Source organism: Massilia aquatica, from assembly GCF_011682045.1.
Lineage (GTDB): Bacteria > Pseudomonadota > Gammaproteobacteria > Burkholderiales > Burkholderiaceae_D > Telluria_A > Telluria_A aquatica.
Genome location: NZ_VVIW01000005.1, coordinates 227,476 through 252,563 on the forward strand (window position 1 = coordinate 227,476; position 25,088 = coordinate 252,563).

General features: G+C 67.9%; 8 protein-coding genes. All 8 read right to left on the minus strand.

The window, feature by feature from the left end:
- Positions 1–55: 55 nt before the first annotated feature.
- Genes F1609_RS11685 through F1609_RS11720 form a run of 8 tightly spaced genes read right to left on the minus strand, consistent with a single transcriptional unit; the run spans position 56 to position 25,084 of the window.
- Complete coding sequence (locus tag F1609_RS11685; protein WP_167076605.1) at positions 56–3,793, minus strand: DUF4132 domain-containing protein; 3,738 nt, start codon at positions 3,791–3,793, stop codon at positions 56–58.
- Positions 3,794–3,826: 33 nt separating this feature from the next.
- Positions 3,827–7,495, minus strand: a complete 3,669-nt coding sequence (locus F1609_RS11690; protein ID WP_167076606.1) for a DUF4132 domain-containing protein — start codon at positions 7,493–7,495, stop codon at positions 3,827–3,829.
- 37 nt (positions 7,496–7,532) lie between these two features.
- The gene (locus F1609_RS11695) at positions 7,533–11,291 is read right to left on the minus strand and encodes a DUF4132 domain-containing protein (protein ID WP_167076607.1); all 3,759 of its coding nucleotides are present in this window, start codon (positions 11,289–11,291) and stop codon (positions 7,533–7,535) included.
- Between the two features lie 37 nt (positions 11,292–11,328).
- Positions 11,329–15,012 carry a DUF4132 domain-containing protein gene (locus F1609_RS11700; protein ID WP_167076608.1) on the minus strand — a complete coding sequence of 1,228 codons (3,684 nt, stop codon included), beginning with the start codon at positions 15,010–15,012 and terminating at the stop codon, positions 11,329–11,331.
- Positions 15,013–15,052: 40 nt separating this feature from the next.
- Positions 15,053–16,624: a DUF4132 domain-containing protein gene (locus F1609_RS11705; protein ID WP_167076609.1), complete on the minus strand. Its 1,572-nt coding sequence runs from the start codon at positions 16,622–16,624 to the stop codon at positions 15,053–15,055.
- Entirely contained in the window at positions 16,621–18,531 is a 1,911-nt protein-coding gene (locus F1609_RS11710; RefSeq protein ID WP_167076610.1) for a hypothetical protein, read from the minus strand. The genes F1609_RS11705 and F1609_RS11710 overlap by 4 nt, the downstream gene beginning before the upstream one ends.
- Positions 18,532–18,567: 36 nt before the next feature.
- Complete coding sequence (locus tag F1609_RS11715; protein WP_167076611.1) at positions 18,568–22,011, minus strand: DUF4132 domain-containing protein; 3,444 nt, start codon at positions 22,009–22,011, stop codon at positions 18,568–18,570.
- Positions 22,012–22,039: 28 nt separating this feature from the next.
- Complete coding sequence (locus F1609_RS11720; protein ID WP_167076612.1) at positions 22,040–25,084, minus strand: DUF4132 domain-containing protein; 3,045 nt, start codon at positions 25,082–25,084, stop codon at positions 22,040–22,042.
- Positions 25,085–25,088 lie beyond the last annotated feature (4 nt).

Genomic DNA, 25,088 nt, shown 5'->3' on the forward strand with positions numbered 1-25,088 from the left:
ACCAGTACTGCGGGCCGGCCGGCCGAATTGCCTGCGGCTGGCCGGGGAGCGGGTTTCATGCGCACAGTGCCTCCATGTCGCGAATCAGTTCACTGGCAGCGATAGGGCTTAAGGTCGATAGCGGCTGGCCCTTGTCGAAGCTGCTCCAGGACCCGGCGCTGCCGATACTGACCTGTTCCATGACCTGGTCTTCCGAATCCATGATCGAGCCAAGCATCAGACCCGGGCCAAAACGCAGCGCCACCGTGCGCCCGTCGCCGAGCGGCCGGTTGAAATCGAAGACGAAGCCGGCATCCTGCGCATCGCCGCGCTCCCAGCCCTTGTGCGCCAGGCCCAGAAGGCGCCCGACAGGCACCTCGATGCCCTCCCAGCGCGTGAGTGCACTGGCGGCCAGTTCGTCGGCGGTCAGCGTGTAGGTGTCGCGTCCGATCTGGGCAAACGGTTGCACCAGCTCATAGTCGGCCAGCAGCTGGCCGAAGCCCGCAGCTTCCTGCGCCGGCAGGTCGAGCGCGTGCGGAATGCCGATGCGGATATTATCGCCCTGCGGCAGTTGCCACGCGTCGTCGGCGGCGTCGGTCAGGTCGCCATCCGGGCCGACCCGGAAGCAGCCGAGCAGGCGGCCACCGTGGCTGGCGCCCGGTTCCATGTCATAAGCGCCCCACACCAGCCGCTGCACCAGATGGCGCACCAGCGGGTGCCCGGCCAGGAAGCGCTGGAAGATGGCCGGCTCCCAGCGCCGCTGCGCGCACATGGCCATTTCCAGCCGCAGCACCTGCTGCTCTGCGATGCTGCGCGCATCCTTCTTGAGCGCCTTGAAGCGCTCCGTGGCCGCCGCCGACAGCACCGCATCGTCGCTCTTGTTCGGCTTGGGCAGGTCGGCCAGGCGCAGCCCGGACGCATCGCGCACGCACGGCTTGAGCGTTTCGTCGAAGCCGACGCGGAACTGGCGCGGGCCAAAATCGAGCAGCAGGGCGCCATCGCCGTCGAGGCCCAGGTCGGGCGCCAGGCGGTCTTCCAGTTCGTCGGTGCTGAGATTGCGCGCTTCGGCGATCTGGGCGATCTTGTCGCGCGCATTGTCCTGCAGCGCCTTGAACTTGACCTTCTGCGCAATCCCGTTGAGCAGCATCAGGGCCAGGTCGGTACCGATCGTGGCCAGGATATCGAGCCCGGCAATGGCGCGTGCACTCTGGCTTTCGCCCGGCCAGGCCCGGATCAGCGGGGTGAGCTTGCGCGCGCAATCGTCGCCGCCGAACAGGCCCAGGGCCGTGAAGGCCCAGTTGTTCCTGGCGTCGCCACCGGCGTCCGACCAGGCGCTGAACAAATCCCAGGCGAAGCGGCTCAGGGAGTCGGGCGTGCATGCCTGGCGCACTTGATCGATACCGGCGTAGACACCGTCGGCCTGGGGAAAGCGCAGCATCACGCCGATCAGGTCGAGCACCTCGTCGGGCAGCGGCTTGCCGTTGGCGGCCAGGTGCGGACGCGCCCAGCTGCGCGGCATCCAGAAAGCCGGCAGCGCAGCGATTTTCGATGGGAAGCGGTCGAGCGGATCTTCGTCCAGCATGGCGCGCATGGCGGCGTTGACCGCCTCCTGGCCGTAGCGGCCGGCGACCGCGATCAGCATGGCTTCATGGCCGTTCGCCGCGAGCAGGCGCAGTGCGCTGGCGGCGGCGTCGCGCGCCGCGCCGGCCTTGCCCAGTGCCGGGGCGATCAGGCCGCAGGCGGCATGCTCCGGATTGGCCAGCAGCCAGTTGCGCGCCATGTCGCGCACGGCCTTGGACTTGAGCACCGCCAGCGCGCGCGCCACCGGTGCGGCCAGTTCGACGGCGCTGAAGTACATCGCATACTTCAATTCTTCGGCAGGGCGGCGCTCGCACATCACCACCAGGCCGGGCAGGGCGTCGATTCCCATGCTGCCGATGGCGTGCCCTGGCGAGTTGATGTCGTACTTGGCCATGACGGCCCACACGGCGGCATTGAACGGCGGCGGCAGCTTTGCGATCGCATGCACGCTGTTGGCCATTTCGTGGCCGCGTTGGCGGTAGGCTTCCCAGCATGCGACCACGCCCGCCACATCGCCGGCGGCGATTGCGGCCGCGTCGTTCGGTGTCTTGAATCCCGATCCGCCGCCCGTGTAGAGGATAAGACGCCGTTCGCGCAGCACGCGCTGGCGTTCGGCGTCGCTCCAGCGTTCGACCGGCGCCAGCGGCAGGATCTCCAGCGTCAAGGCCTTGCTTGCGCTTTTTGTCCGCGCCAGCCACGGTGGGTTGGCCAGCACCGAGGGCAGGTCGCCCGCGTCGGCCGCGTCGGCTGGCGCTTCCAGGCGGCCGGCCAGGCCGTCGAGTACCTTGACCGCCGCTGCGGACAGCCATGGCGTCAACGCAGGCAAGGCGGCCAGGTGCTGCGGCACCAGTGCGGCCAGCACCGAGCGCGCCGCGCCGGGGGCGCGCTTGTCGGTCGCAATCAATTCGGCCAGGCCGGCGATGGCGGCGAGCGGCCAGCGTGCAGACGCCGACGCCAGGCGCTTGATCGCCTTTTTTGCGGCGATCGACGCCAGCGCGCGGATCGCTTCCGGCGTGCCGATGCTGGCGATGGCGTCGGCGGCCAGGTCGGCGCCAACCCCGTCGCGCAGCGCCGCCACGGCGTCGGTGCCACGGTCCTGGATCGCGGTCGCGATCATTTCCGGCTTGTCGTACCACGCGAACAGGTAGAAGTCGTCGCACGCCTTGATCGTATCGAGGGCGCGCATGCTGGCGGCATCGCGTACGGTCAAGCGCAGCCACGCCATCGAGGTGGGATAGACGGGACCGGCGGCGGCGACGATGGCGTCCGACAGGCCCGGGGCGTCCGGCAGCAGCACGCCGAACAGCCCCTGCCGGTGCGCCGCCAGCGAAGGCAACCTGTCGCGAACCAGCTGCACGCAGGCGTCCCATACGTCTTGCGGCGCGTGCGCCAGGTGGGCGCGCAGCGCCAGTTCGGTTTTGCCGAACACGTTTTCGGTGGGCGCAAACCACTGCTCGGCATCGTCGTCGATGCAGATGCCCGGTTTACGCAGGCCTTGCTGGCGCACGCTGATGCGTTCGATCTGCAGCAAGGTGTCGAGGGCGTGCACGATGCCTTTGCTGGCCACCAGGAAGTCGATGAAGGGAGTTCCATCGGACGGCGCCAACAGGTCGTCGAAGGTGCTCGATAGTGCCAGCAGGACGATGTCGGAGGCGGCGGAACCGTCGCGCTGCCCGTGCTCGATGCGCTGCGCCGCCTCTTCCATCGCCGGGCGCCACCCTGACGCCGAAAGCGCGGGACTGAGCGGCGCGCATTGCCGCGCATGGGCCAGGAACAGGTTCCAGCTGGCGCCGGCGTCGATGACCGGCGCCGTGCCCGGGAAGCGGCGCGAGGGCAGGGCCAGCGCCATCATCGTCGCTGGCACGTCGATCAGCGGCGAGACTGCCAGCCAGGGGGCGATGTCGGACGCAGGCGCGGGCGCCGCCAGGGGCACTGGCGCGGCAGCCGCTGGCGCTGATGCCGCGACCGCAGCAGCTGGTGCTGATGCCGCGACCGCAGCCGCTGGCGCTGCCGCTACTGGTGCGCCGGCCCCGGTTTCGGCATAGCCCTTGCCGGTTTTTTCGCGTATCAGTTTAGCCATTGCCGCGCCGGCCGTGACGGCATCGGCATGGTTCTTGGTCTGGGCCTTGCCCGCCGTGCCGATCTTGCCGAAGCAGACCGTGACATCGCTGCCGTCCTGGCTCACTTCCCAGAATTTACTGGAAACGCCATCGCTCAATTCAAATCGTCGCATTGTTCATCCTGAATGTAAAAGTGTGGTCGCGCCTCAGGCGCACAAATCTTGCATGTCGCGTATCAGTTCACTGGCGACGATGGAGCCCAGCGTCGACAGGGGGTAACAGGCCGCTTTTCCGTTGACTGTGTGACCGTCCGTGACGCGCACTTCCTTCAAGCGCTGTTCCGGCTCGTGCTCTGGCATGCCGACGATCAGGCCGGGGTCGAGGTGCAGTTCGAGCAGGCGGCCGTCGCCGAGCGGCTTGTAGAACTCCCCGATCCAGCCGCCGTCCTGCGGCTCTCCGCGACGCCAGCCTTTGTTTGCCAGGCCCAGTACGCGTCCCGTTGGTACCTTCTGGCTGTCCCAGCGCACCAACACGAGCGCACCCGATTCCGCCTCGGTGAGCGCGTATGTGTCGCGCCCGATCTGGGCAAACGGTTGCAGCAGTTCGTAGTCGGCAAACAGCTGGCCGAAGGCGCTTGCCTCGGCGGGCGGCAGGTCGAGCGCATGCGGGATGCCGATCGTTGCCTCCGGCGGCAGCTCGAACGCTTCGTCGGCGGCGCTGGTCAGCGTCCCGTCGGACCCCACACGAAAGCACCCGATCAGGCGCGCGTGCGGGCCTGCCGCGTAGGCGCCCCACACCAGCCGCTGCACCAGGTGGCGCACCAGCGGATGGCCCGCGAGGAAGGTGAAGAAGACCTGCGGCTGCCAGCGCCGCTGCGTGCACATCGCCTGCTCCAGCCGCAGCACCTGCTGCACGGCGATGGTACGCGCATCCTTCTTGAGTAGCTTGAAGCGCTCATGCGCCACGCCGGACAATGCGTCGTCGTCGATTTTTTTGGGCTTGGGCAGGTCGGCCAGGCGCGCGCCGTCGGCATCGCGCACATACGGCTTGAGCGTTTCGTCGAAGCCGACGCGGAACTGGCGTGGGCCGAAGTCGAGCAGCAAGGCGCCGTCATCATCCAGGCCCAGGTCGGGCGCGAGGCGGTCTTCCAGTTCGTCGACGCCCAGCTTGCGCGCTTCGGCGATCTGGGCGATCTTCTCGCGCGCGTTGTCCTGCAGGGCCTTGAACTTGACCTTTTGAGCGATCCCGTTGAGCAGCATCAGCGCGGTGTCGGTCCCGATCTCGCACAGGATGTCCAGGCCCACGATGGCGCGCTGGTGCTGGCTTTCGCCCGGCCAGGCGCGGATCAGCGGCGTGAGCCTGCGCGCGATGTCGTCGTTGCCGAACAGGCGCAGGGCACTGAATGCCCAATTTTCCTTCACATCGGCGCCGGCGTCGGTCCACGCGGTAAACAAGTCCCAGGCAAAATCGGCGAGCGAGGCGCTGGTGCAGGCTTGGCGCAGCTGCTCGATGCCGGGGTACACACCGTCGGTCTGGGGAAAACGCAGCATCACGCCGATGGGGTCGAGCGCCGCGTCGGGCAAGGCCTTGCCGTTGCCGGTCAGGCGCGGACGGGTCCAGTTACGCGGCATCCAGAAGGCCGGCAGGGGGCCGATTTTGGCGGGCAGCCGGTCGAGCGGATCTTCGTCGAGCAGGGCGCGCAAGGCCGCGCTGACGTCGCTCTGCCGGTAGCGGCTGGCCACCTCGGTGAGCAGCGCTTCGTGGCCGCCGTCGGCCAGCAGGCGCAGGGCGCGGGCGGCGGGGTCGCGCGCGCTGCCGGCTTTGCCGAGGGCCCGCGCAATCAGGCCGCAGGCGGCATGCTCCGGATTGGCCAGCAGCCATGTGCGCGCCAGCTCGCGCACGGTTTTGCTCTTAAGGGTCGTGTACGCGCGCGCAACCGGCGCTGCCAGGGCAACCGCACCGAAGCAGCGGGCGTAAGGCAGTTCGTCGGCCGGCCGCCGTTCGCACATGGCGACCAGCGCCGGCAGGCCGGCCAGGCCCAATGTGGCGATGGCGTAGCCGGGCGAGTTGATCTCGTATTTGGACATGGCGCTCCACACGGCCGCGTTGAACGGCGCCGGCATGTCGGCAATCGCATGCACGCAACCGCCAATTTCGTAGCCGCCGACCGAATAGGCTTCCCACAGGGCCACGACCTGGGCGACATCGCCCGCCGCGATGGCCGCCCCCGCGTCGGCCGGTCCGGGATAGCGTTTCCAGTTGTACGGCCAGGCGTTGTAGCGTTTTTGCTTGAGCAGCTCCTGGCGCTCGTCCTCGGTCCAGCGGATTACCGGCGCCAGGTCCAGCGGCGCGAGCGTGAAGACTTTTGCGCCCGGCTTGGACGGGGACAGCCACGGTGGACTTGACAGTACCGCCGGCAGCTCGGCCAGGCCAGCCAGGTCGGCCGGCGCGGCCGCGCGCGCGCCCACGGCATCGAGCAGCGCGGCCGCAGGCGCAGAAATCCAGGGCTTGACGGCCGCCACGTCGTCCGCATGGTCCAGCACCAGGTCGGCAAGTACCGCACTTGCCGCGGCCGGCGCCTGCTTTGCGGCGGCCAGCTCGGACAGGGCGGCCAGTGCCGCAGATGGCCAGCGCTTCGCCGCCGACGCCAGGCGCTTGAGCGACTTCTTGCTCGCTTCGCAGGCCAGGGCCAGGGCGCGCAACGCGTCGGGCGTGCCGATATGGGCCAGCGCTTCGCCGGTCGCATCGATGCCGGCGCCGTCCTTCAACACATCGACCGCCCCGACGCCGCGCTCCTGCACCAGGGTGGCCACGGCGGCGGGCAGGTTGTAAAAGAAGTGAACCGCGTAGGTGCCGGTGGAAGGCACGAACGGATCGAGCGCCTGCAAGGCCGCTGGTGCGCTGGCGGAGAGGCGCAGCCAGGCGGCCGTGTCGACCTCCTGCTGCGCGAGCGCGAGGGCCAGCGCGTCCGACAGCTCGGGCAGCTCGGGCAGCAGCACCCCGAACAGCGGCTGGCGGCGCACCGGTAATGTGGGCAGCGCCGCGCGGATCATGCCGGCGCACTGCTCCCATACCTCCTGCGGGGCGTGCGCCAGGTGCGCGCGCATTGCCAGCTCGGTCGATCCGAAGTCGACATTCGATGGCGAATACGAGCCAAAGCCTTGCTCGCCCATGTACCAGCACATCCCATACTGGTTATTGATCTCCTGGATGCTCACGCGTTCCATGTCGATCAAAACCTGCAACGCATACGGCAAGCCTTTGTCGGCCACCAGGAAGTCTAGGAAGGGTGCGCCATCCGACGCCGCCAGCTTGTCTTCGACCAGGGTCGATACCGCCAGCAGCACCAGGTCGGACGCGGCGGAGCCGCTGCGCAAGTCGCCGCGGATGCGAGCAATGGCTTCGCTCACGGCATCCTGGAAGCTGACGGGGGAGTTGTCGGGGGCGACGTCGGCGTAGCGCTGCACACGCGCGGCAAACAGCGTCCAGCAGGCCGCCGCATCGGCGTTCGGCGGCGCACCGGGGAAGCGGCGCGAAGCCATGGCCCTGGCCGCGAGAGTGGGTGGCAGCTCGATCAGCGGGGCGACGGCCAGCCATGGCGCGATCTCGCCTGTTGGCGGCGTGGAGGAGGGCGGGACGAGCGGTTGCGGCGGTGTTGGACCTTCGCCCGCATTGGTTTCGGCGTAACCCTTGGCGCTTTTTTCGCGAATGAGTTTTTCCATTGACGCCGCAGCTTTACCTGCATCGGCATGATGCCTGGTCTGGCTGGTGCCGGCGCTGCCGATCCTGCCGTAGCAGACGTTGACGTCGCTGCCGTCCTGGCTTATCTGCCAGAATTTGTGGGACGCCCCATCGCTCAATTCAAATCGCCGCATTCTATCTCCGTAAAGTTACAACGTGTGCGTGCCCGTCTCAGGCGCACAGTCTCTGCATGTCGCGAATCAGTTCACTGGCGGCGATCGGATCGAGCGTCGACAGCGGCTCAGGTTCGTCAATGCCGCCCCAGCTACCGGGCACGCCGACAGTGAGCTGCTCGAGGGTCTGTTCGGGGAACTCGTCCACCAGGCCGGCGACGATGCCCGGCTCGAAGCGCAGGTTGACCACGCGGCCATCGCCAAGCGCCTTGGTGAAGTCGAGGATGCTGCCGCCGTCGAGCGGGCGACCACGCCGCCAGCCCTTGTTGACCATGCCCAGCACGCGCCCGCTCGGCACGGTGATGTCTTTCCATCGCAGCAGCGCAACGGCGCTCAGTTCCGCAGCGGTGAGCGCATAGGTGTCGCGCCCGATCTGGGCGAATGGCTGCATCAGCTCATAGTCGGCGAACAGCTGCGCAAAGGCGGCGGCATCGCTGGCCGGCAGGTCGATCGCATGCGGGATGCCGACGCGGACGTTCGCGCCTTGCGGCAGCACGAACGCATCGTCGGCGGCGTCGGTCATGCCACCGTCGGGGCCAACGCGCAGGCAGGCGAGCAAGCGTCCGCCGTGGCTGGCGTCTGCCTCGACTTCATACACGCCCCATACCAGCCGCTGCACCAAATGGCGTAGCAATGGATGATGCGCCAGGAAGTCGAAGAATACGTGTGGATCCCAGCGGCGCTGGGCGCACATGGCCACTTCCAGCCGCACCACCTGCTGGGCGGCGATCGTTCGCGCATCCTTCTTGAGCAGCTTGTAGCGCTCGACCGCCGCAGCGGCCAGTGTGGCGTCGTCGGATTTTTTAGGCTTGGGCAGGTCGGCCAGGCGCGCACCGTCGTCATCGCGCACGAATGGCTTGAGCGCCTCGTCGAAACCGACCAGAAAGCGGCGCGGGCCGAAGTCGAGGACCAGGGTGCCCGCTTCATCCAGGCCCAGGTCGGGCGCGAGCCGGTCCTCCAGTTCTTCGCTGGTCAGGTTGCGTGCTTCGGCGATCTGGGCGATCTTTTCGCGCGCGTTGTCCTGCAAGCCCTTGAACTTGACCTTTTGCGCAATGCCGTTCAGGAGCATGAGGGCGGTATCGGTGCCGATCGCGGCCAGCACATCGAGCCCGGCCACCGCACGCGCATGCTGGCTCTCGCCTGGCCAGGTGCGGATCATCGGGGTCAGCTTGCGCGCCACGTCGTCGTTGCCGAACACGCGCAGCGCGCCATAGGCCCAGCTCTCTTTCGGGTCGGCGCCGGCGTCGAGCCAGGCGCGGAACAGGTCCCACGCAAAGTCGGCCAGCGAGGCCGGCGTACAGGCATCGCGCACCTGATGCAGGCCGGCGTAGACGCCGTCTTCCTGCGGAAAACGCAGCATGGCGCCGAGCGGATCGAGTGCGCTGTCGGGCAGCACCTTGACGCTACCGGCCAGGCGCGGACGGTTCCAGTTGCGTGGCAACCAGAAGGCGGGCAGGGGGTCGATCCTGGCCGGATGGCGATCGAGCGGGTCTTCATCGAGCATGGCCTCGATGGCGGCGTTGACGGCGTCCTGCTGGTAGCGGCTTGCGGTATCGGTCACGATCCCACGGTGCCCGTTCACTGCCAGCAGCTGCAGGATTGCCACGGCGGCATTGCGCGCCGCGCCGGGTTTGCCCAGCGCCGGGGCGATCATGGCGCAGGCCGCGTAGTCCGGATTGGCCAGCAGCCAGCGGCGCGCGATGGCGCGCAGGGACTTGTTTTTTCCGCTGGCGCAGATGCGCCCCATCAGCTGCGCCAGTTCGACGCTACCGAAGTACATCGCATACGGCAGCTCGTCGGCCGGATTGCGCTCGCACATGAGCATCAGCGCCGGCAGGCTCTCCACGCCCAGGGTGGCGAAGGCGTAGCCGGGCGAGTTGATGTCATGACCGGCCATGGCGGTCCACACTGCCGCGTTGAACGGGGCGGGCAGGTCGGCGATGGCGTGCACGCAGCCGCCGATGTCGTTATTCTCTTCGGCGTAATGCGCCCACAGCGCGACCACGGCCTGCACATCGCCCGCGGCGATAGCATCGGCCGTGCCTTGCGGGCCGTCGAAACGCTCGGCGTCGTAGGGCCAGGCGTTGTAGCGCTGGTCGGCCAGCAGGCGCTGACGCTGCTGCTCGGTCCAGCGCGTGCAGGGCGCCAGCGGCAGCGCTGCCAGCACCAGCGGTTTTGGGACCGGCTTGGGCGGCGCCATCCACGGCGGGTTGGCCAGCACCGTTGGCAGTTCGCCCGCATCGGCGGCGTCGAGCGATGCTGCGAATTTTCCGGCCATCTCGGCCAGCAGCCGCGCTCCCGGGGCGGATATCCACGGCGTGATCGCCGGCACCGCACCGGAATGGTCCAGCACCAGGCTGGCGAGGGTGGAACGCAAGGCTGGTGGTAAGGCCGGGTCGGCGGCGACCAGTTCCGACAGGGCGGCCATGGCGGCCAGCGGCCAGCGCTGCGTCGCCATTGTCAGTCGTGGCAGCGACTTTTTGGTGACATTGCAGACCTTCGCCAGCGCGCGCACGGCGTCCGGCGTGCCGATGCAGGCCAGCGCGTCGCCGGCGGCGTCGGCGCCGGCCGCTATTTCGAGCTGCGCGACCGCGTCGACGCCATGTTCCAGCACTAGCGCGGCCACCACGGACGGCATGTTGTAGAACAGGTTGCGTGCGTACTCGTCGTATCTTGGTTCGAACGGCTCCACCGCCTGCAGGCTGGCCGGATCACGCGCGGTCAGGCGCAGCCAACCGCTCGGGTTGTACGGATGCTGCGCGAGCTTGAGGATCAGCGCGTCCGATAGTGCCGGTTCCTCGGGCAGCAGCAAGGCGCACAGCGGCTGGCGGTATATGGATAACGTGGGCAGGCCGTCGCGCAGCAGTTGCGCGCATTGCTGCCACAGGTCTTCCGGCGCCCAGGCCAGATGCGAGCGAAACGCCAGTTCGGTCGCGCCGAAACTGCTGCGCGAGGACCCGTACGACAGGTCGATCTCGTCGCTGATAAACCAGTGACTGGTAAAGCGGTTGCGCTCTTCGCGAATGCTCATCCTCTCCATTTGCAGCAGCACGCCGATGGCATGCGTAAGGCCCTTGTCGGCGACCATGAAGTCGAGGAAGGGCGCGCCTTGCGCCGGCGCCAGCTTGTTCTCGAAACGGGTCGAGAGCGCCAGCAGGACCGCGTCCGACAGCGCCGATCCGCTGCGCAGGTCCTGTTCGATGCGCTGCATCGCTTCGGTCACGGCGGCGCGATATTGTTGGTGCGAGTGTTTGGGGTCGGCCGGATCGTAGGCGCGCGCCAGCGACAGGAACTGCATCCAGCAAGCGCCGGCGTCGGCGTTCGGCTGGCGTCCGGGGAAGCGGCGCGAGGGCAGGGCCTGGGCGGCGAATGCGGCTGGCATGTCGACCAGTGCGCCGGCGGCCAGCCAGGGCGCGATGGCGTCCGATGGCGCTGGCGGCGCCGCTGGTGGGGAAGGCGGCGTAACCGGTACTGGGGGTGCGGCGGGTGCTGTCACCGGGGCCTTGGCCACCTTTGGCGTTGCGGCGACTGTGGAAAGTGCGGTCGCACCGCTGGTCACTTCGGCATACCCTTTGCCTGTCTTTTCGCGTATCAGCTTGTCCATTGCGGCGCCGGCCTTTGCCGCATCGGCGTGATTCTTGCACTGGGTGGTGCCGGCGGTGCCGATTTTTCCGTAGCAGACCGTCAGGTCGCTGCCGTCCTGGCTGATTTCCCAGAATTTGTTCGAAGTCCCGTCGCTCAATTCAAATCGCCGCATTGCCTGTCCTGTCATGATGATGTGTGTGCGTGCCGTCTCAGGCGCGCAGGTGTTCGATGTCGCGTATCAGTTCACTGGCCTCGACCGCGTCGAGCTGCGCCAGCGGCACCGCCTGTTGCAGATGTTCGCGCCGGTCGGCACTGCCGAACAGCACCAGCTTGAGGGTCTGCTCGGGATGCGCGTCGATTGCGGAGATCAGGATGCCCGGCTCGAAGTTCAGCTGCGCCACGCCTGCGCCGGCCATAGGCTTGCTGAAGTCATTTGCGCAGCTGCGCTCGTGCGTGCGGCCGCGCCGCCAGCCCCACTTGGCCAGGCCCATGATGCTGCCGGTCGCCGCCAACACGCCGTCCCAGCGCAGCAAACGGTCAGACGTCAGCTCCGCTTCGGTCAGCGAGTACGTGTCGCGATCGAGTTGGGGAAAGGGCTGCATCAACTCATAATCGGCAAACAGCTGCGTGAACGCCGCCAGCCCGGCAGCCGTCATCTCCAGCGGATGCGGGATGCCGATGCGGATGGCGTCGTCCCGGGGGAACGTGTACGCGTCATCGGTGCCGTTGGCCAAGGTGCTGTCGGATGCGAGCCTGAAGCACGCTTCCAGGCGCTCCTCGCGGTACACGCCCCATACCAGCCGTTGCGCCAGGTGGCGCACCAGCGCATGGCCGGCCATGGAGGTCATGAATTTTTCGGGTGTCCAGCGGCGCCGCGTGCGCATGGCCATTTCCAGTCGCGTCACCTGCTGCGAAGCGATGGCGCGCGCATCTTTCTTGAGCTGTTTGTAGCGTTCTGCGGCTGCGCGCGCCAGCGTGGCGTCGTCATCCTGGCGCGGCTTGGGCAGGTCGGCCAGGTGCGCGCCGCTTTGGTCGAGAATATAGGGACGCAGCGCTTCGTCGAAGCCGACCACGAACTGGCGCGCGCCAAAATCGAGCAGCAGCGTGCCTTGTTCGTCCAGCCCCAGTTCGGGCGTGAGATGGTCTTCCAGTTCATCGGCGCTCATGCCGCGCGCCTCGGCAACCTGCACGATCTTTGCGCGCGCACTTTCTTTCAGGGTGCCGGAATTGAAGCGTTTGACAATGGCGCGCAACTGCAGCAGGGCCGCATCGGTACCGATCGCGCCCAGTACCTCGACGCCCAATGCCGCGCGCGAATGCAGGGCGTCGGCCGGCCACGCGCATATTAGCGGTCCGAGTTTGCTGGCGCTGTCGTCGTCGCCCAACACGCCCAGCGCCGTGAAGGCCCAGTTTTCCCGGGCGCTGCCGCCATCGTTCTGCCAGGCGTCGAACAGACTCCAGGCAAAGGTGGCCAGCGAATCGGGTGTGCATGCGGCGCCGACCTGGGCCAGCCCGGCATACACACGCTCGCCTTGTGCAAAGCGCAGCATGGCGCCAAGGGCGTCGATGGCCGCATCGGGCAGCTCCTTGCCACTGCTGGCCAGGCGCGGACGGGGCCAGCTGCGCGGCGTCCAGAAATCCGGTGCGGCGGCCAGTTTTGCCGGGTACACATCCAGTGGGTCCTGGTCGAGCAGTGCGCGCAGGGCGGCGACGACCGCCGGCTTCCCGTAGCGCGCGGCCACCTCCATCAGCAGGGCGTCGTGGCCGGCGGCGGCCAGCATGCGCAAGACGTCGGCCGCTTGCTCACGCGCGCTGCCCGCCTTGCCGAGGGCTGGCGCGATCAGCGCGCAGGCGCTGTGTTCCGGGTAGTCCAGCAGCCAGCGCCGCGCGGCAGTGCGCGCCGTTCTCTTTTTCAGGGTCGCAAAAGCGCGCGCGATTGGCGCCGCCAGTTCGACGGCGGCGATGTGGCGTGCGTACACCAGGTCGTCGCCGGGACGCTGCTCGCACATCGTCACCAGGGCCGGCAAGCCGCTCAGGCCCAGGGTCGCCACCGCGTAGCCGGGCGAATTGATCGGGTGCCCGGCAATGGCATTCCACACCGCCGCGTTGAAAGGGGGCGGCATGTCGGCGATGAGGTGCACGCAGGCCGCGAAGAAGGTATTGTCTTGCGCCGCTTCCTGCCACATGGCGATCAGGGCGGCGCTGTCGCCGGCGTCGATGGCCGCTGCGCTGTTTGCGGGCGCCGTCGGCGGGTTGGCATATGTAGTCAGCGTGGCGCGTTGTTCCATGCGCATCTCTGCGCGTTCCTCGTCGCTCCAGCGCTCGGCGGGCGCCAGCGGCAGCGGCGCCAGCGCCATCGCTGCGGCCGTTTTCTTGCGCGGCGCCAGCCACGGTGGATTGGCCAGCACCGGCGGCAGCTCGGCATCGGCGGCCAGCGTGTCCACGTTGATGCCGGCGTGAAGTTCATCGAGCACCGCCGCTGCCTGCGCCGATATCCACGGCCTGAAAGCGGGAACGACTGCGGCGTGTTCGTAGGCCAGCGTGGCCAGCATCGCGTGGACCACCTCGGGAACCTGCTCCCCGGTGGCGATCAGCTGTGCCAGGCCCGCGATTGCCGCGAGCGGCCAGCGCCGCACGACCTCGCGCAGGCGCTGGCGTGCGTCGATGGCGGGCTGGCGGAAAAATCCGCGGCTGGCCTCCACCAGTTCGCGCCCGAGCGTCTGGACGGCCAGCGGCGTGCCGATCCAGGTGAGCGCCTCGGTGCCCAGTTGAACGGTGGGTGCCGCATGCACCAGGACGGCAAGGTCGGTGCCGTGGTCCCGGATCAGCGTGGCGATGACCTTGAGCGCATCGTCGCGAGCCAGATCGCGTATGCTGCCCGCCGGCGTGACAAGTGCCCTGGCGTTGGCGAGGGTGTCGTACAGGTGCGACAGGGGTGTCGTTACCTGGCCTGCGTCGTCTCTTGAGCGCAGTGCGAGCAGCGGTGCGTGCGGCTGGAACGGCGCAAGATGCGCCTGGCGCTTGGATGGCACACGCGCCACTCTTTCGCCGATCATGTGCATGCATTCATGCCAGGTCGCCTCGCTCGCATGAACAAGATGCTGGTGAAGTGCCTGTTTTGTCCGGAGACTGCCGTAGCTCTCGGCCGGGCCTTCATCGGTTCCCATGACACGCAACTGCCATGTCTCGTTGGGCACGGCGGCGCTGGTGCGGATGGTATTGGCGCTCAGTCGTTCCATGGCGGCCAGCATCACGTCGACCGCATACGGCAGTCCTTTTTCGGCCGCCAGAAAATCGAGGAAGGGGACGGCGCCATTGAATGCCAACGGGGTGCAAAATGTGTTTGCGACGGCAAACATGATCGTGTCCGACAGCATGCTCCCGCTGCGCGTACCTTGCCGGATGCGCTGCATGGCCTCGTCAATGCCAGCGTGTAGCTCGACGTCGCAGAGGGCCATTGCCGGGTCGCGGAATACGCGCACCACCTGAAGGAACATGTCCCAGGCGCGGTCGGCGTCGCTGATGGGCGCCGGACCGGGCACGCGGCGCGAGGGCAACGCCAGCGCGGCGACGCCGGCCGGCAGGTCGAGCACCGGTCCGCAGGCAAGCCACGGGGCGATATCGCCTGACGGCGGTGGGGCCGCTGGCACGGCGGCGGGAATGCCCGCCCCGGCGATAATGGCCCCGGCGCTGGTCTCCACATAGCCTTTGGCGGTTTTCTCGCGCACCAGCTTGACCAGCGCTGCGGCGGCCGTGGCGTCGTCCGCGTAGGTTTTCGGTTTGCCTTGCCCGGCGCTGCCGATCCTGCCGAAGCGGATCTGCAGTTCGGCGCCAGTCTGACCAACCTCCCAGAATTTACTGGAAACCCCATCGTCCAATTCAAATCGTCGCATCACGCATGTCCTTGAAAGTTGAAGTTGTGCCGGCATTGTGTCAGGCGCCCAGCCATTGCAGGTCGCGTATCAGTTCACTGGCCGCGATCGGGTCGAGCGCCGCTAGCGGCGCACTCTTGTCGACCCGGCCATGCCTGCCCGTGCTGCCGAACGATACCTGCTTGAGGGTTTGCTCGTCATGTTCATCCGTCAGGGTGAGCATGATGCCAGGAGTGATGCTCAGTTCGACCAGGCGTCCATCGTCGCACGCCTTGGTGAATTCCCAGGCGTAGCTGTGCTCCTGCGTGCGGCCGCGGCGCCAGCCCCGGTTGGTCAGGCCAAGCACCCTGCCTGTCGGGACCACCACGCCATCCCAGCGCTGTAAGCGGTCCGACGCCAGTTCGGCGGACGTCAAGGCATACGTGTCGCGCCCGAGCTGGGCAAACGGCTGCATCAGCTCATAGTCGGCGAACAACTGGCCAAAGGCCGCCACGTCGGCGGCCGGCATCTCAAGCAAATGCACGACGCCGATGCGGACATCGTCGCCGGTCCCGAGCGCGTACGCATCGTCGCCGGCGTTGGTAAAGCCCCCATCGGGGTCGACCCGGACGCAGCTCTCAAGGCGCCCATCGACATAGACGCCCCATACCAGCCGCTGTACCAGATGGCGCACCAGCGGATGACCGGCCAGGAAGGTGTTGAAAACCACCGTCTGCCAGCGGCGCCGCGCGCACATGGCGACCTCCAGGCGCAGCACCTGCTGCGCCGCGATGGCACGCGCGTCTTTCTTGAGCAGCTTGTAGCGCTCGGCGGCGGCGCGCGCCAGTTCGGCGTCATCGCCTGGCTTCGGTTTGGGCAGCTCGGCCAGGCGTGCCCCGTCCTGGTCGCGCACATACGGCTTGAGCGTTTCATCGAAACCGACCCTGAACTGGCGCGGACCGAAGTCGAGCAGCAGCGCGCCATCGTCGTCGAGTCCGAGATCGGGAACGATGCGGTCTTCCAGTTCCTCGGCCGTCATGTTGCGTGCCTCGGCGATCTGCCTGATCTTTTCGCGCGCGCTTTCCTGCAGGCCCTTGAACTTGACCCGATGGGCGATCCCGTTGAGCAGCAGCATGGCGGTGTCGGTGCCGATCGCCGCCAGCACGTCGAGTCCCGCCACCGCGCGCGCATGCTGGCCCGCGCCCGGCCAGCTGCGGATCAGCGCGGTCAGTTTGCGCGCGACATCGTCGTCACCGAACACGCGCAACGCGTTGAACACCCAGTTTTCTTTCGAGTCCATGCCGTCTTCCTGCCACTCGCAGAACAGCTCCCAGGCGAACGCGGTCAGGCAAGCGGGGGTGCAGGCCTGGCGCACCTGGTCAAGGCCTGCGTACACGCCTTCGGTTTGCGGAAATCGCAGCATGGCGCCGAGCGCGTCGAGTGCCGCGTCGGGCAGCGCCTTGCCGTTGCTGGCCAAGCGCGGGCGGGTCCAGCTGTGCGGCGTCCAGAACGCGGGCGCGGCCCCGAACTTGGCGGGGAACAGGTCGAGCGGGTCCTGGTTGAGCATGGCACGCAGGGCTACCAGCACCGCCGGCTGCTGGTAGCGGGCAGCCACCTCGATCAGCAGTGCTTCATGGCCGGCGCCGGCCATCATGCGCAAGGCGGCAGCGGCATATTCGCGCGCTCTGCCAGCCTTGCCCAGTGCCGGCGCGAGCAGGCCGCAGGCCGCGTGTTCGGGGTAGGCCAGCAGCCAGCGGCGCGCACGGTGTAGGTCTTCAGGGTGGCCAGGGCGCGCGCCACCGGCGCTGCCAGTTCGATGGCGGCGATGTATTGTGCGTAGACCAGATCGTCGGCCGGGCGCCGCTCGCACATGGCCACCAGGCCCGGCAGTCCACGCAGGCCCAGGGTCGCCACCGCGTAGCCGGGCGAATTGATCGGGTGCTGCGCGAGCGCGTTCCACACAGCCGCGTTGTACGGTTCGGGCATGTCGACAATGGCGTGCACGCAGCCGCCCAGGTAATGGCCATCACCGACACACGCCTGCCAGATCGCCAGCAGCGCATCCAGGTCCCCCGCCTCGATCGCCGCCGCTGCCTGTTCAGGGGCGGCGAACCGGCGCGCATTCCATGGATATGCACTGTAGCGCTCTTCGCTGCGCATGTCTTCGCGTTGGTCGGCGGTCCAATGTTCGGCCGGCGTCAGCGGCAGCGGCGCGAGCGCCAGCGCGGCGAGGGTTTTCTTGCGCGGCTTGAGCCATGGCGGATTGGCCAGCACGGGCGGCAGGTCTGCTGGGTCTGCGATCTGGCCGGCGAGCGCGAACCTTGCCGCAAAGTCGTCCAGCACCGCCGCCGCCTGCTCCGAGATCCACGGTTTGAAGGCGGGCAGTTGAGCGGCGTGTTCCGACACCAGCGTTGCGAGCAGCGAACGTCCCGCAAGCGGGATGGGACCGTCGGTGGCGCTCAGTTCTGCCAGGCCGGCAAGCGCCGCATATGGCCAGCGGCTTACCGCAGCTCTCAAACGGTCAAGCACGGCTGCCTTGTTGTATTTACCGGTCAGGCCGCGCGCCAGCGCGGCCACCGCCTCGGGGGTGCCGATGCACAGCAGGGCCTCGTCCGTGACCCTGACTGTCACACCGGGTGCCAGCAGCGCGACGGCATCGGCCCCATACTCCTGCAGTAGCGTGGCCACTGCGAAAGGCTCCGAATGGTACTGGCATTCACCGCCGAGTGAGCCGGGCAGCATGGCCATCATGCGCGCTCTCAAGGCCAGCGTCTGTTCCCTGACGGGCGCGCTGACAGTGAGGTTGAGCCAGAAGTCGAAGCTGCGCAGGTCGTATTCGCGTTCCATGACCAGCGCGTCCGAGACCTCCGGAACGTCGGGCAGCAGCAAGGCGAGTAGCACCTGGCGATGGGGCGGCACGCGTTCGAGACAGTTGCGGATCGCTTGCACACATTGCATCCATATGTCGTCGCTGGCGTGTGCAAGGTGGCCGCGATACGCCAGTTCGGCCATCGAAAAGCTGCCACGGTGGCGCGAAAACTGCCACTGTTGTCCTGCGGCGCCGACGCACCATGGCTGGCCGAGGCGCTTGTCGTCGACATCGATGCGCATTTTTTCCACGCCGGTGAGCAAGACTTCGAGCGCATACGGCAAGCCGCGTTCGGCGACCAGAAAGTCGACAAAGGGAGATCCGTCCGACCGCGCAAGCCGGTCTTCGAACAGCGTCGACATTCCCAGCATGACCGCGTCGGACAAGAGCGAGCCGGCGCGCACGCCTTGTTCGACGCGCGCATCGGCCTGCCTGGCTGCGGCGACGAACTCGGGCTCGCATCGGTCGAATTCGGGTTTGCGCGCGGCGCGCGCATGCGTGAGGAACAGCTCCCAGGCGCGGTCTGGGTCGGCGCAGGCAGGCGTGCCGGGAAAGCGGCGTGAAGGCATGGCCAGTGCCGCCATCGCCGCCGGCACATCGAGCACGGGTCCGCAGGCAAGCCAGGGGGCGACAGCGCCGGATAGCGGCGCTACGTTGGCGGGGCTGCCGCTGGTCGGTTCGGAGTGCTGCATGATGTGTCCTGAAAATGAGTGTGTGTCAGCGCCGTTTCAGGCGCACAGATTGTTCATGTCGCGTATCAGCTCACTGACCACCACCGGGTCGAGCGCGGACAGTGCAAGCGGCTGGCCGATGCCGCCCCAGTCGTCGCTGCGTCCGACCCTCACCTCGCCCACGGTCTGCTCGGGGTGTTCGCCGGTGTTCCCGGCGACCAGGCCCGGCGTGATGTGCAGTTCGGCCAGATGGGCGGCAGCCAGCGCCTTGGTGAAGGTCCAGATGCTGCCGCCGTCGCGCACCGGTCCCCGGCGCCAGCCCTGGTTCACCATACCCATGACGCGCCCGCTCGGCACGACCTTGCCATTCCAGCGCGTCACGGATTCGCGGCCCGCTTCGGCGTCCTCCAGCCGGTAGGTGTCGCGCCCGATCTGCGCGAACGGTTGCAGCAGTTCGTAGTCGGCGAACAGGCGGGCGAAGGCGTGCGCATCGGCTGCGGGCAGGCCGAGCGCATGCACGATGCCGATCCGCGCCGCGTCGTCCGGCGGCAGGTCGACAGCATCGTCGGCCGCCGTGGTGAAAGTGCCGTCGGACGCGACCCGGAAGCACGCCAGCAGCGCATTGCCGTCGACGCTGTACAGGCCCCAGACCAGGCGCTGCACCAGATGGCGCAGCAGCGGGTGGTGTGCCAGGAAGTCGATGAAGAGCTGCCGCTGCCAGCGCCGCTGCGCGCACATCGCCATTTCCAGCCGCAGCACCTGCTGCGCGGCGATGGAGCGCGCGTCTTTCTTGAGCAGCGTGTAGCGCTTTACCGCCACCGCCGACAAGACCGGGTCGTCGCTCTTTTTCGGCTTGGGCAGATCCGGCAGGCGCGTGCCGGCGCTGTCGCGCACGCAGGGCTTGAGCGTTTCGTCGAAACCGACGCGGAACTGGCGCGGGCCGAAGTCGAGCAGCAGCGTGCCTTGTTCGTCGAGGTCCAGGTCGGGCGCCAGGCGGTCTTCCAGTTCCTCAACGCTCAAGCCGCGCGCCCCGGCGATGGCGGCGATCTTGTCGCGTGCGCGGTCCTGCAGCGCCTTGAACTTGACCTTTTGGGCGATCCCATTGAGCAGCATCAGGGCGGTATCGCTGCCGATCAGTGCCAGTACATCCAGGCCGGCGATGGCGCGCGCGCTGAGGCTTTCGCCGGGCCAGGCGCGCAGCAGGGGCGTGAGCATGCGCGCGCTATTGTCGTTGCCGATCAGGCCGAGCGCGAAGAAGGCCCAGTTTTCCTTCGGCTGCGCGCCGTCTTCGACCCAGGCGCGGAACAACTCCCAGGCGAAATCGGCCAGCGAATCGGGCGTGCATACGTCTTTGAGCTGGGCGACGCCGGCATAGATACCGTCGGCGTGCGGAAAGCGCAGCATGTCGCCGATGGTATCGAGCGTGGCCTCGGGCAGCGCCTTGCCGCTTGCGGCCAGGAGAGGCCGGGCCCACAGGTGCGGTGTCCAGAACGGCGGCAGGCCGGCAATTTTGGCCGGGTGCAGGTCGAGCGGATCTTCATCGAGCATGGCGCGCAGGGCGCCCGTCACGGCATCCTGGCCATAGCGCTCGGCGACATCGAGCAGCAGCGGCCGGTGGCCCGCCGCGCCCAGCAGCCGCAGCGCGGCGCGTGCCTGTTCGCGCGCCCCGCCTGATTTGCCGAGTGCCGGCGCAATCAGGCCGCAGGCGGCATGTTCCGGGTTCGCCAGCAGCCACTCGCCAGCGCATGCACGCAGTTCCTTGTTTTTCAAGGTGATCCACGCGCGCGCCACCGGGGCCGCCAGTTCGACCGCGCCGAAGTGGCGTGCGTACGCCAGGTCTTGCGCAGGGCGCCGTTCGATCATGTTCACCAGGCCGGGCAACCCTTCCAGGCCGAGTGTGGCAATCGCGTAGCCGGGCAGATTGACCTCGACCTGCGCGACGGCGTTCCAGACCTGCGCGTTGAGCGGCGCAGGCAGGTCGGCGATCATGCGCGCGGCGTCGTTGAGGTGCTTGCCGCCGGCAAGACAGGCCAGCCAGGCGTCGATGATGGCCGCTGCCCCGGCGTGGGCGGTGACCTCTGCCGACACCTGCGGGTCCGGCTCGCTCTTGTAAGAGCTGACCGTGTAGCGTGGCTGCTTGCGCAGGCGGGCACGTTCTTCTTCGCTCCAGTGCATGCTTGGGGCCAGCGGCAAGGGCGCCAGCGTCAGTGCCGGCACGGCTTTCTTCTTTGCCGCCGTCCAGGGCGGATTGGCCAGGATGGGCGGCAGGTCGGCTGCGGCCGCGACATCGCGCACGGTGAGGTAGTGCGCGGCGGCGTTGGACAGCACTTTCCATGCGCGCGGCGAGAGCCACGGCTGGTATGCCGGCACGCTGGCGGCATGCTGCGCCAGCAGCGCGGCCAGGAAGCGGCGTGCGCGCGCCGGGCCGCAGTGGTCCCTGCCGATCAATTCGCTCAGCACCGCAATGGCGGCCTGCGGCCAGCGTTCGGCCGCCAGTGCAAAGCGTGCGCACTGGGCCTCGCCATGGTCGCACGCCAGCGCCAGTACGGTCAGCGACTCGGTGGTGCCGATGCAGGCCAGCGCCGTGGCGGCCGCTTCTTCGTCCAGTGCTCCGTACTTCAGGGCGTCGACCGCATCGACGCCGCGATCGCACACGATCGTCACCAGCGCTTGCTGCGAGCGGCCAAACTCGTGATCGGCGGCGTGGCATGTGCTGCGCCACCGGCGGATCGCTTTCATCGCTTCCGGCGACCTGGCATAGGCAAGCAGCCATCCGTATTGCGACAGCCAGTCGAGGCCATAGTAGCTTGGCGGCGGCTGCAGCGTCAGGGCGATGGCGTCGGCGATATGCGGCGCGTCGGGCAACAAGGCCGCCAGCAGCGGGCGGCGGCAGGTGTACAGGCGTTCGATTGCGGCATGGGCGATGCGCACGCATTCTTCCCAGACGTCGTCGGGCGCCAGCGCGAGGTAGCTGCGCAGCGTCATCTCAGTCGGGTGGTAGATGTCGTTGCGCAGGAAGCCGCGCAGATCGGAGGCGGCGCGCACGCCATAGCCAGCCCTGGTCGACTCAACGGCGGTGCATTCCATGCCGATCAGTGCTTCGAGCGCATGCGGCAGGCCGCGCTCGGCGGCCAGCACGTCGATCAGCGAGGCGCCACTGGTCAAAGGCAGGTAAGGAAAATCCAGATGGCGTTCGACCGCCAGCAGCACCGCATCGCAGGCCGGCGAACCGCGCGCATCGCCGCTGGCGATGCGCGCGGCCGCCTCGCCCACGAGCTGTTGGTCGTCCGAGCCGGCCGGGTCCAGCGCGCAGTGCTGGCGCGCCGCCGCGATGAAGCGGTCCCAGATCGCGCCGGTGTCTGGGCGCGGCGCCGGGCCGGGAAAACGGCGCGAGGGCAGTGCTTCGGCCGCCAGTGCGGCGGGAATATCGACCAGCGGGCCGATGGCGAGCCAGGGCGCGACGGCGCCGCTTGCGTTGTCGCGCGAGTGGGCATGATTCATTGTTGGTCTTGTTCTGATAGGTGGCTGTTCAAGCGCACAGTTTGTTCATATCGGCAATCAGCTCGCTGACTGTCGCCGCCCCGAGGGATGACAAAGGGACGCTCTCGCGGATCTCCTTCGGGCCGCCGCGCCCGATGCAGACCGACCCGAGTGTCTGTTCCTCGAATTCGTACGACGAGCCGGCGCGGATGCCGGGCTCCATGTCCAGCGTTGCGGTGTAACCGTCGCCAAGTACCTTGAGCAGGTCCCAGATCATGGCGCTGTCGTGCGTGTCGCCGAGCCGCCATCCCTGGTTCAGCAGGCCAAGCAGGCGCCCGGTCGGCACCACTTCGCCGTTCCAGCGGCCGAGCGCGTGGTACGCCTCTTCGCCTGCGTCGAGGGTATGCGTGGCGCGCCCGATCTGGACGAACGGCTGAAGTAGTTCGTAATCGGCGAACAGCTGGCTGAAGGCGCTGGCGTCTTCCACTGAAAGGTCGAGCGCATGCGGAATGCCGATCACGGCGCCTTCTCCTTGCGGCAGCGCGAAAGCGTCATCGGCCGCGTCGCTGAAGGCGCCTTCGGGCGTCACGCGAAAGCAGGCCTGCAAGCGGCCGTCGGCATCGTACACCCCCCACACCAGACGCTGCGCCAGGTGCCGTACCAGCGGGTGCGTGACCATGCAGTCCTTGAACACCTGCGCCGTCCAGCGCCGCTGCGCGCACATGGCCAGCTCCAGCCGCAGCACCTGCTGCGCGGCGATGGTGCGCGCGTCCTTCTTGAGCAGTTTGAAGCGCTCCACCGCCTGCTTTGACAAGGCTGCGTCGTCGGTCTTCTTTGGCTTGGGCAGGTCCGCCAGGCGCGCGCCGCTATCATCCCTGACGAAGGGCTTGAGCGTTTCGTCGAAGCGGACGCGAAACTGGCGCGGGCCGAAGTCGAGCAGCAGGGCGCCTTGTTCATCGAGACCCAGGTCGGGCGCGATACGGTCTTCCAGTTCCTCGCTGCTCAAGCCGCGCGCTGCGGCGATCGCCTTGATTTTCTCCTGCGCGCGGTCCTGGAGCGGCTTGAACTTGAGCTTGAGGGCGATCCCGTTGAGCAGCATCAGGGCGGTGTCGCTGCCCATCAGCGCCAGCACGTCCAGGCCCGTGACGGCGCGCGCGTGCAGGCCTTCACCGGGCCAGGCCCGCAACAAGGACGTGAGCCTGCGCGCGGTATCGTCGTCGCCGAGCAGGCCAAGCGCGTAAAAAGCCCAGTTTTCCTTGGCCTTGGCGCCATCGTCCACCCAGGCGAAGTACAGATCCCAGGCGAAATCGGACAGCGACGCCGGCGTGCACGCTTGTTTGAGCTGGTTGATGCCTTCGTACACGCCATCGGCGTGCGGGAAGCGCAGCATGATGGCGACGGCATCCATCGCCGCATCGGGCAGCGCCTTGCCGTTGGCGGCCAGCAGCGGACGGCTCCACAGCAGTGGTGTGCAGAACTTGGGTAGCTTGCCTATTTTGGCAGGAAAATTCCGCAGCGGCCCCTGATCCAGTGGCATGATTGCGCAATTGGAGGTGTCGCGCGCGGCTGGCGCAGCCCAGGGCGGGGCGGCCAGTACCGGCGGCAGGTCGCTGGTATCGGCGCAATCGCGCACCGTGATGTACTGCGCGGCGGCGACCGACAGCACCTTCCAGGCTGGCGCCGTCATCCACGGCGCGAGCGCGGGAACCCGGTGCGCATGCTTGGCGACCGTAGCGGCAAGCAGCTTGCGGGCGCCATCCGGGCCTTGCTTGCTTGATGCGATCACCTGGCTCAGTCCCGCCATGGCGGCGTCGGGCCAGCGCTCGACTGCGTCGACCAGGTACTCGAACTGCCAATCGTAATAGTGGCGCTCTGCGAGGGCGGCGATGGCGTCCGGCGTGCCGATACAGCCCAGCGCCTGCGGCGTCTTGTCGGACCAGTTGCCGCCCATGATCGCATCGATCGCCGCGGCGCCGCGATCCTGGAGTGCCGTGGCCAGGCCGGGCAGGGAACGGTGAAAGTCGTCGCGCCACAGGCCCGCGCCGCTCGGCCACAGGCGCAGCGCCTGCTTTGCCTCGGGCGAAGTGGCGTACACGACCAGCCATGCGTAGTTGCTGTTCCACTTCGGCAGTCCCTGCTCGTCCATCTCCGGCTCCAGCATCAGCGCCAGTTCGTTGGCCAGTTCCGGCGCGTCGGGCAGCAGTGCGGCCAGCAGCGGACGGGCGCTGGTATGCAGCGTCGCCGCTGCCGCGCGCGCGCGCTGCACGCATTGTTCCCACAGCGCTTGCGGGGCATGCGCGAGATGGGCGCGCAGGGCCAGTGCGGTGCCATCAAAAAGGCCATGGACACCGAAACTCACCTCCTTGGCCGTGTACACGCTGTCGTCGTTGTCGTAATCCGGATGGATCCATATCCGTTGCGTCATCAGCACGACATCGAAGGCGTACAGCAAGCCCTTGTCGGCGACCAGCACATCGAGGAAGGGACAGCCGTCGGAAGCCGGTTCGTCTTCTTCGTTGATGCTTTCAGTCGCCAGCAAGATGGCGTCGGACTCCGGCGAGCCATGCCGCTCGCCCTGGGAAATGCGGGTAATGGCTTCGATGACGCCTGGGTCATCGGGGGCGCCGTCGACGCGCGCCCGTAAAGGACAATGCTCGCGCACACGCTTGAGGTACTGCGCCCAGCGCACTTTGCCGTTGGTGCTGGGCGGCGGACCGGGGTGGCGGCGCGAGGGCAGGGCATGTTCGGCCAGTTCCGGCGACAGCTGGACCAGCGGATCGGCGTCGAGCCAGGGTGGAGTGGCCCCCGCTATCGCCAGCGGGGTGGCGGCAGGAGCTGCCGGCTCGGGTGCGGCGGTGGCGGCGGGTGCGGCCACGATTGCCGCTGCGGCGCCGCTTTCGGCATAGCCCTTCGCGGTTTTTTCGCGGATCAGCTTTTCCATCGCCGCCGCCGCCGCGCCCTCGTTGGCGAAGCTCTTGCACTGGCGCTGTCCGGCCGTGCCGATTTTGCCGAAGCCGATGTGCAGTTCGCTTCCCGTGTGGTCGACTTCCCAGAACTTGCTGGAAACGCCGTCACTCAATTCAAATCGCCGCATTGTC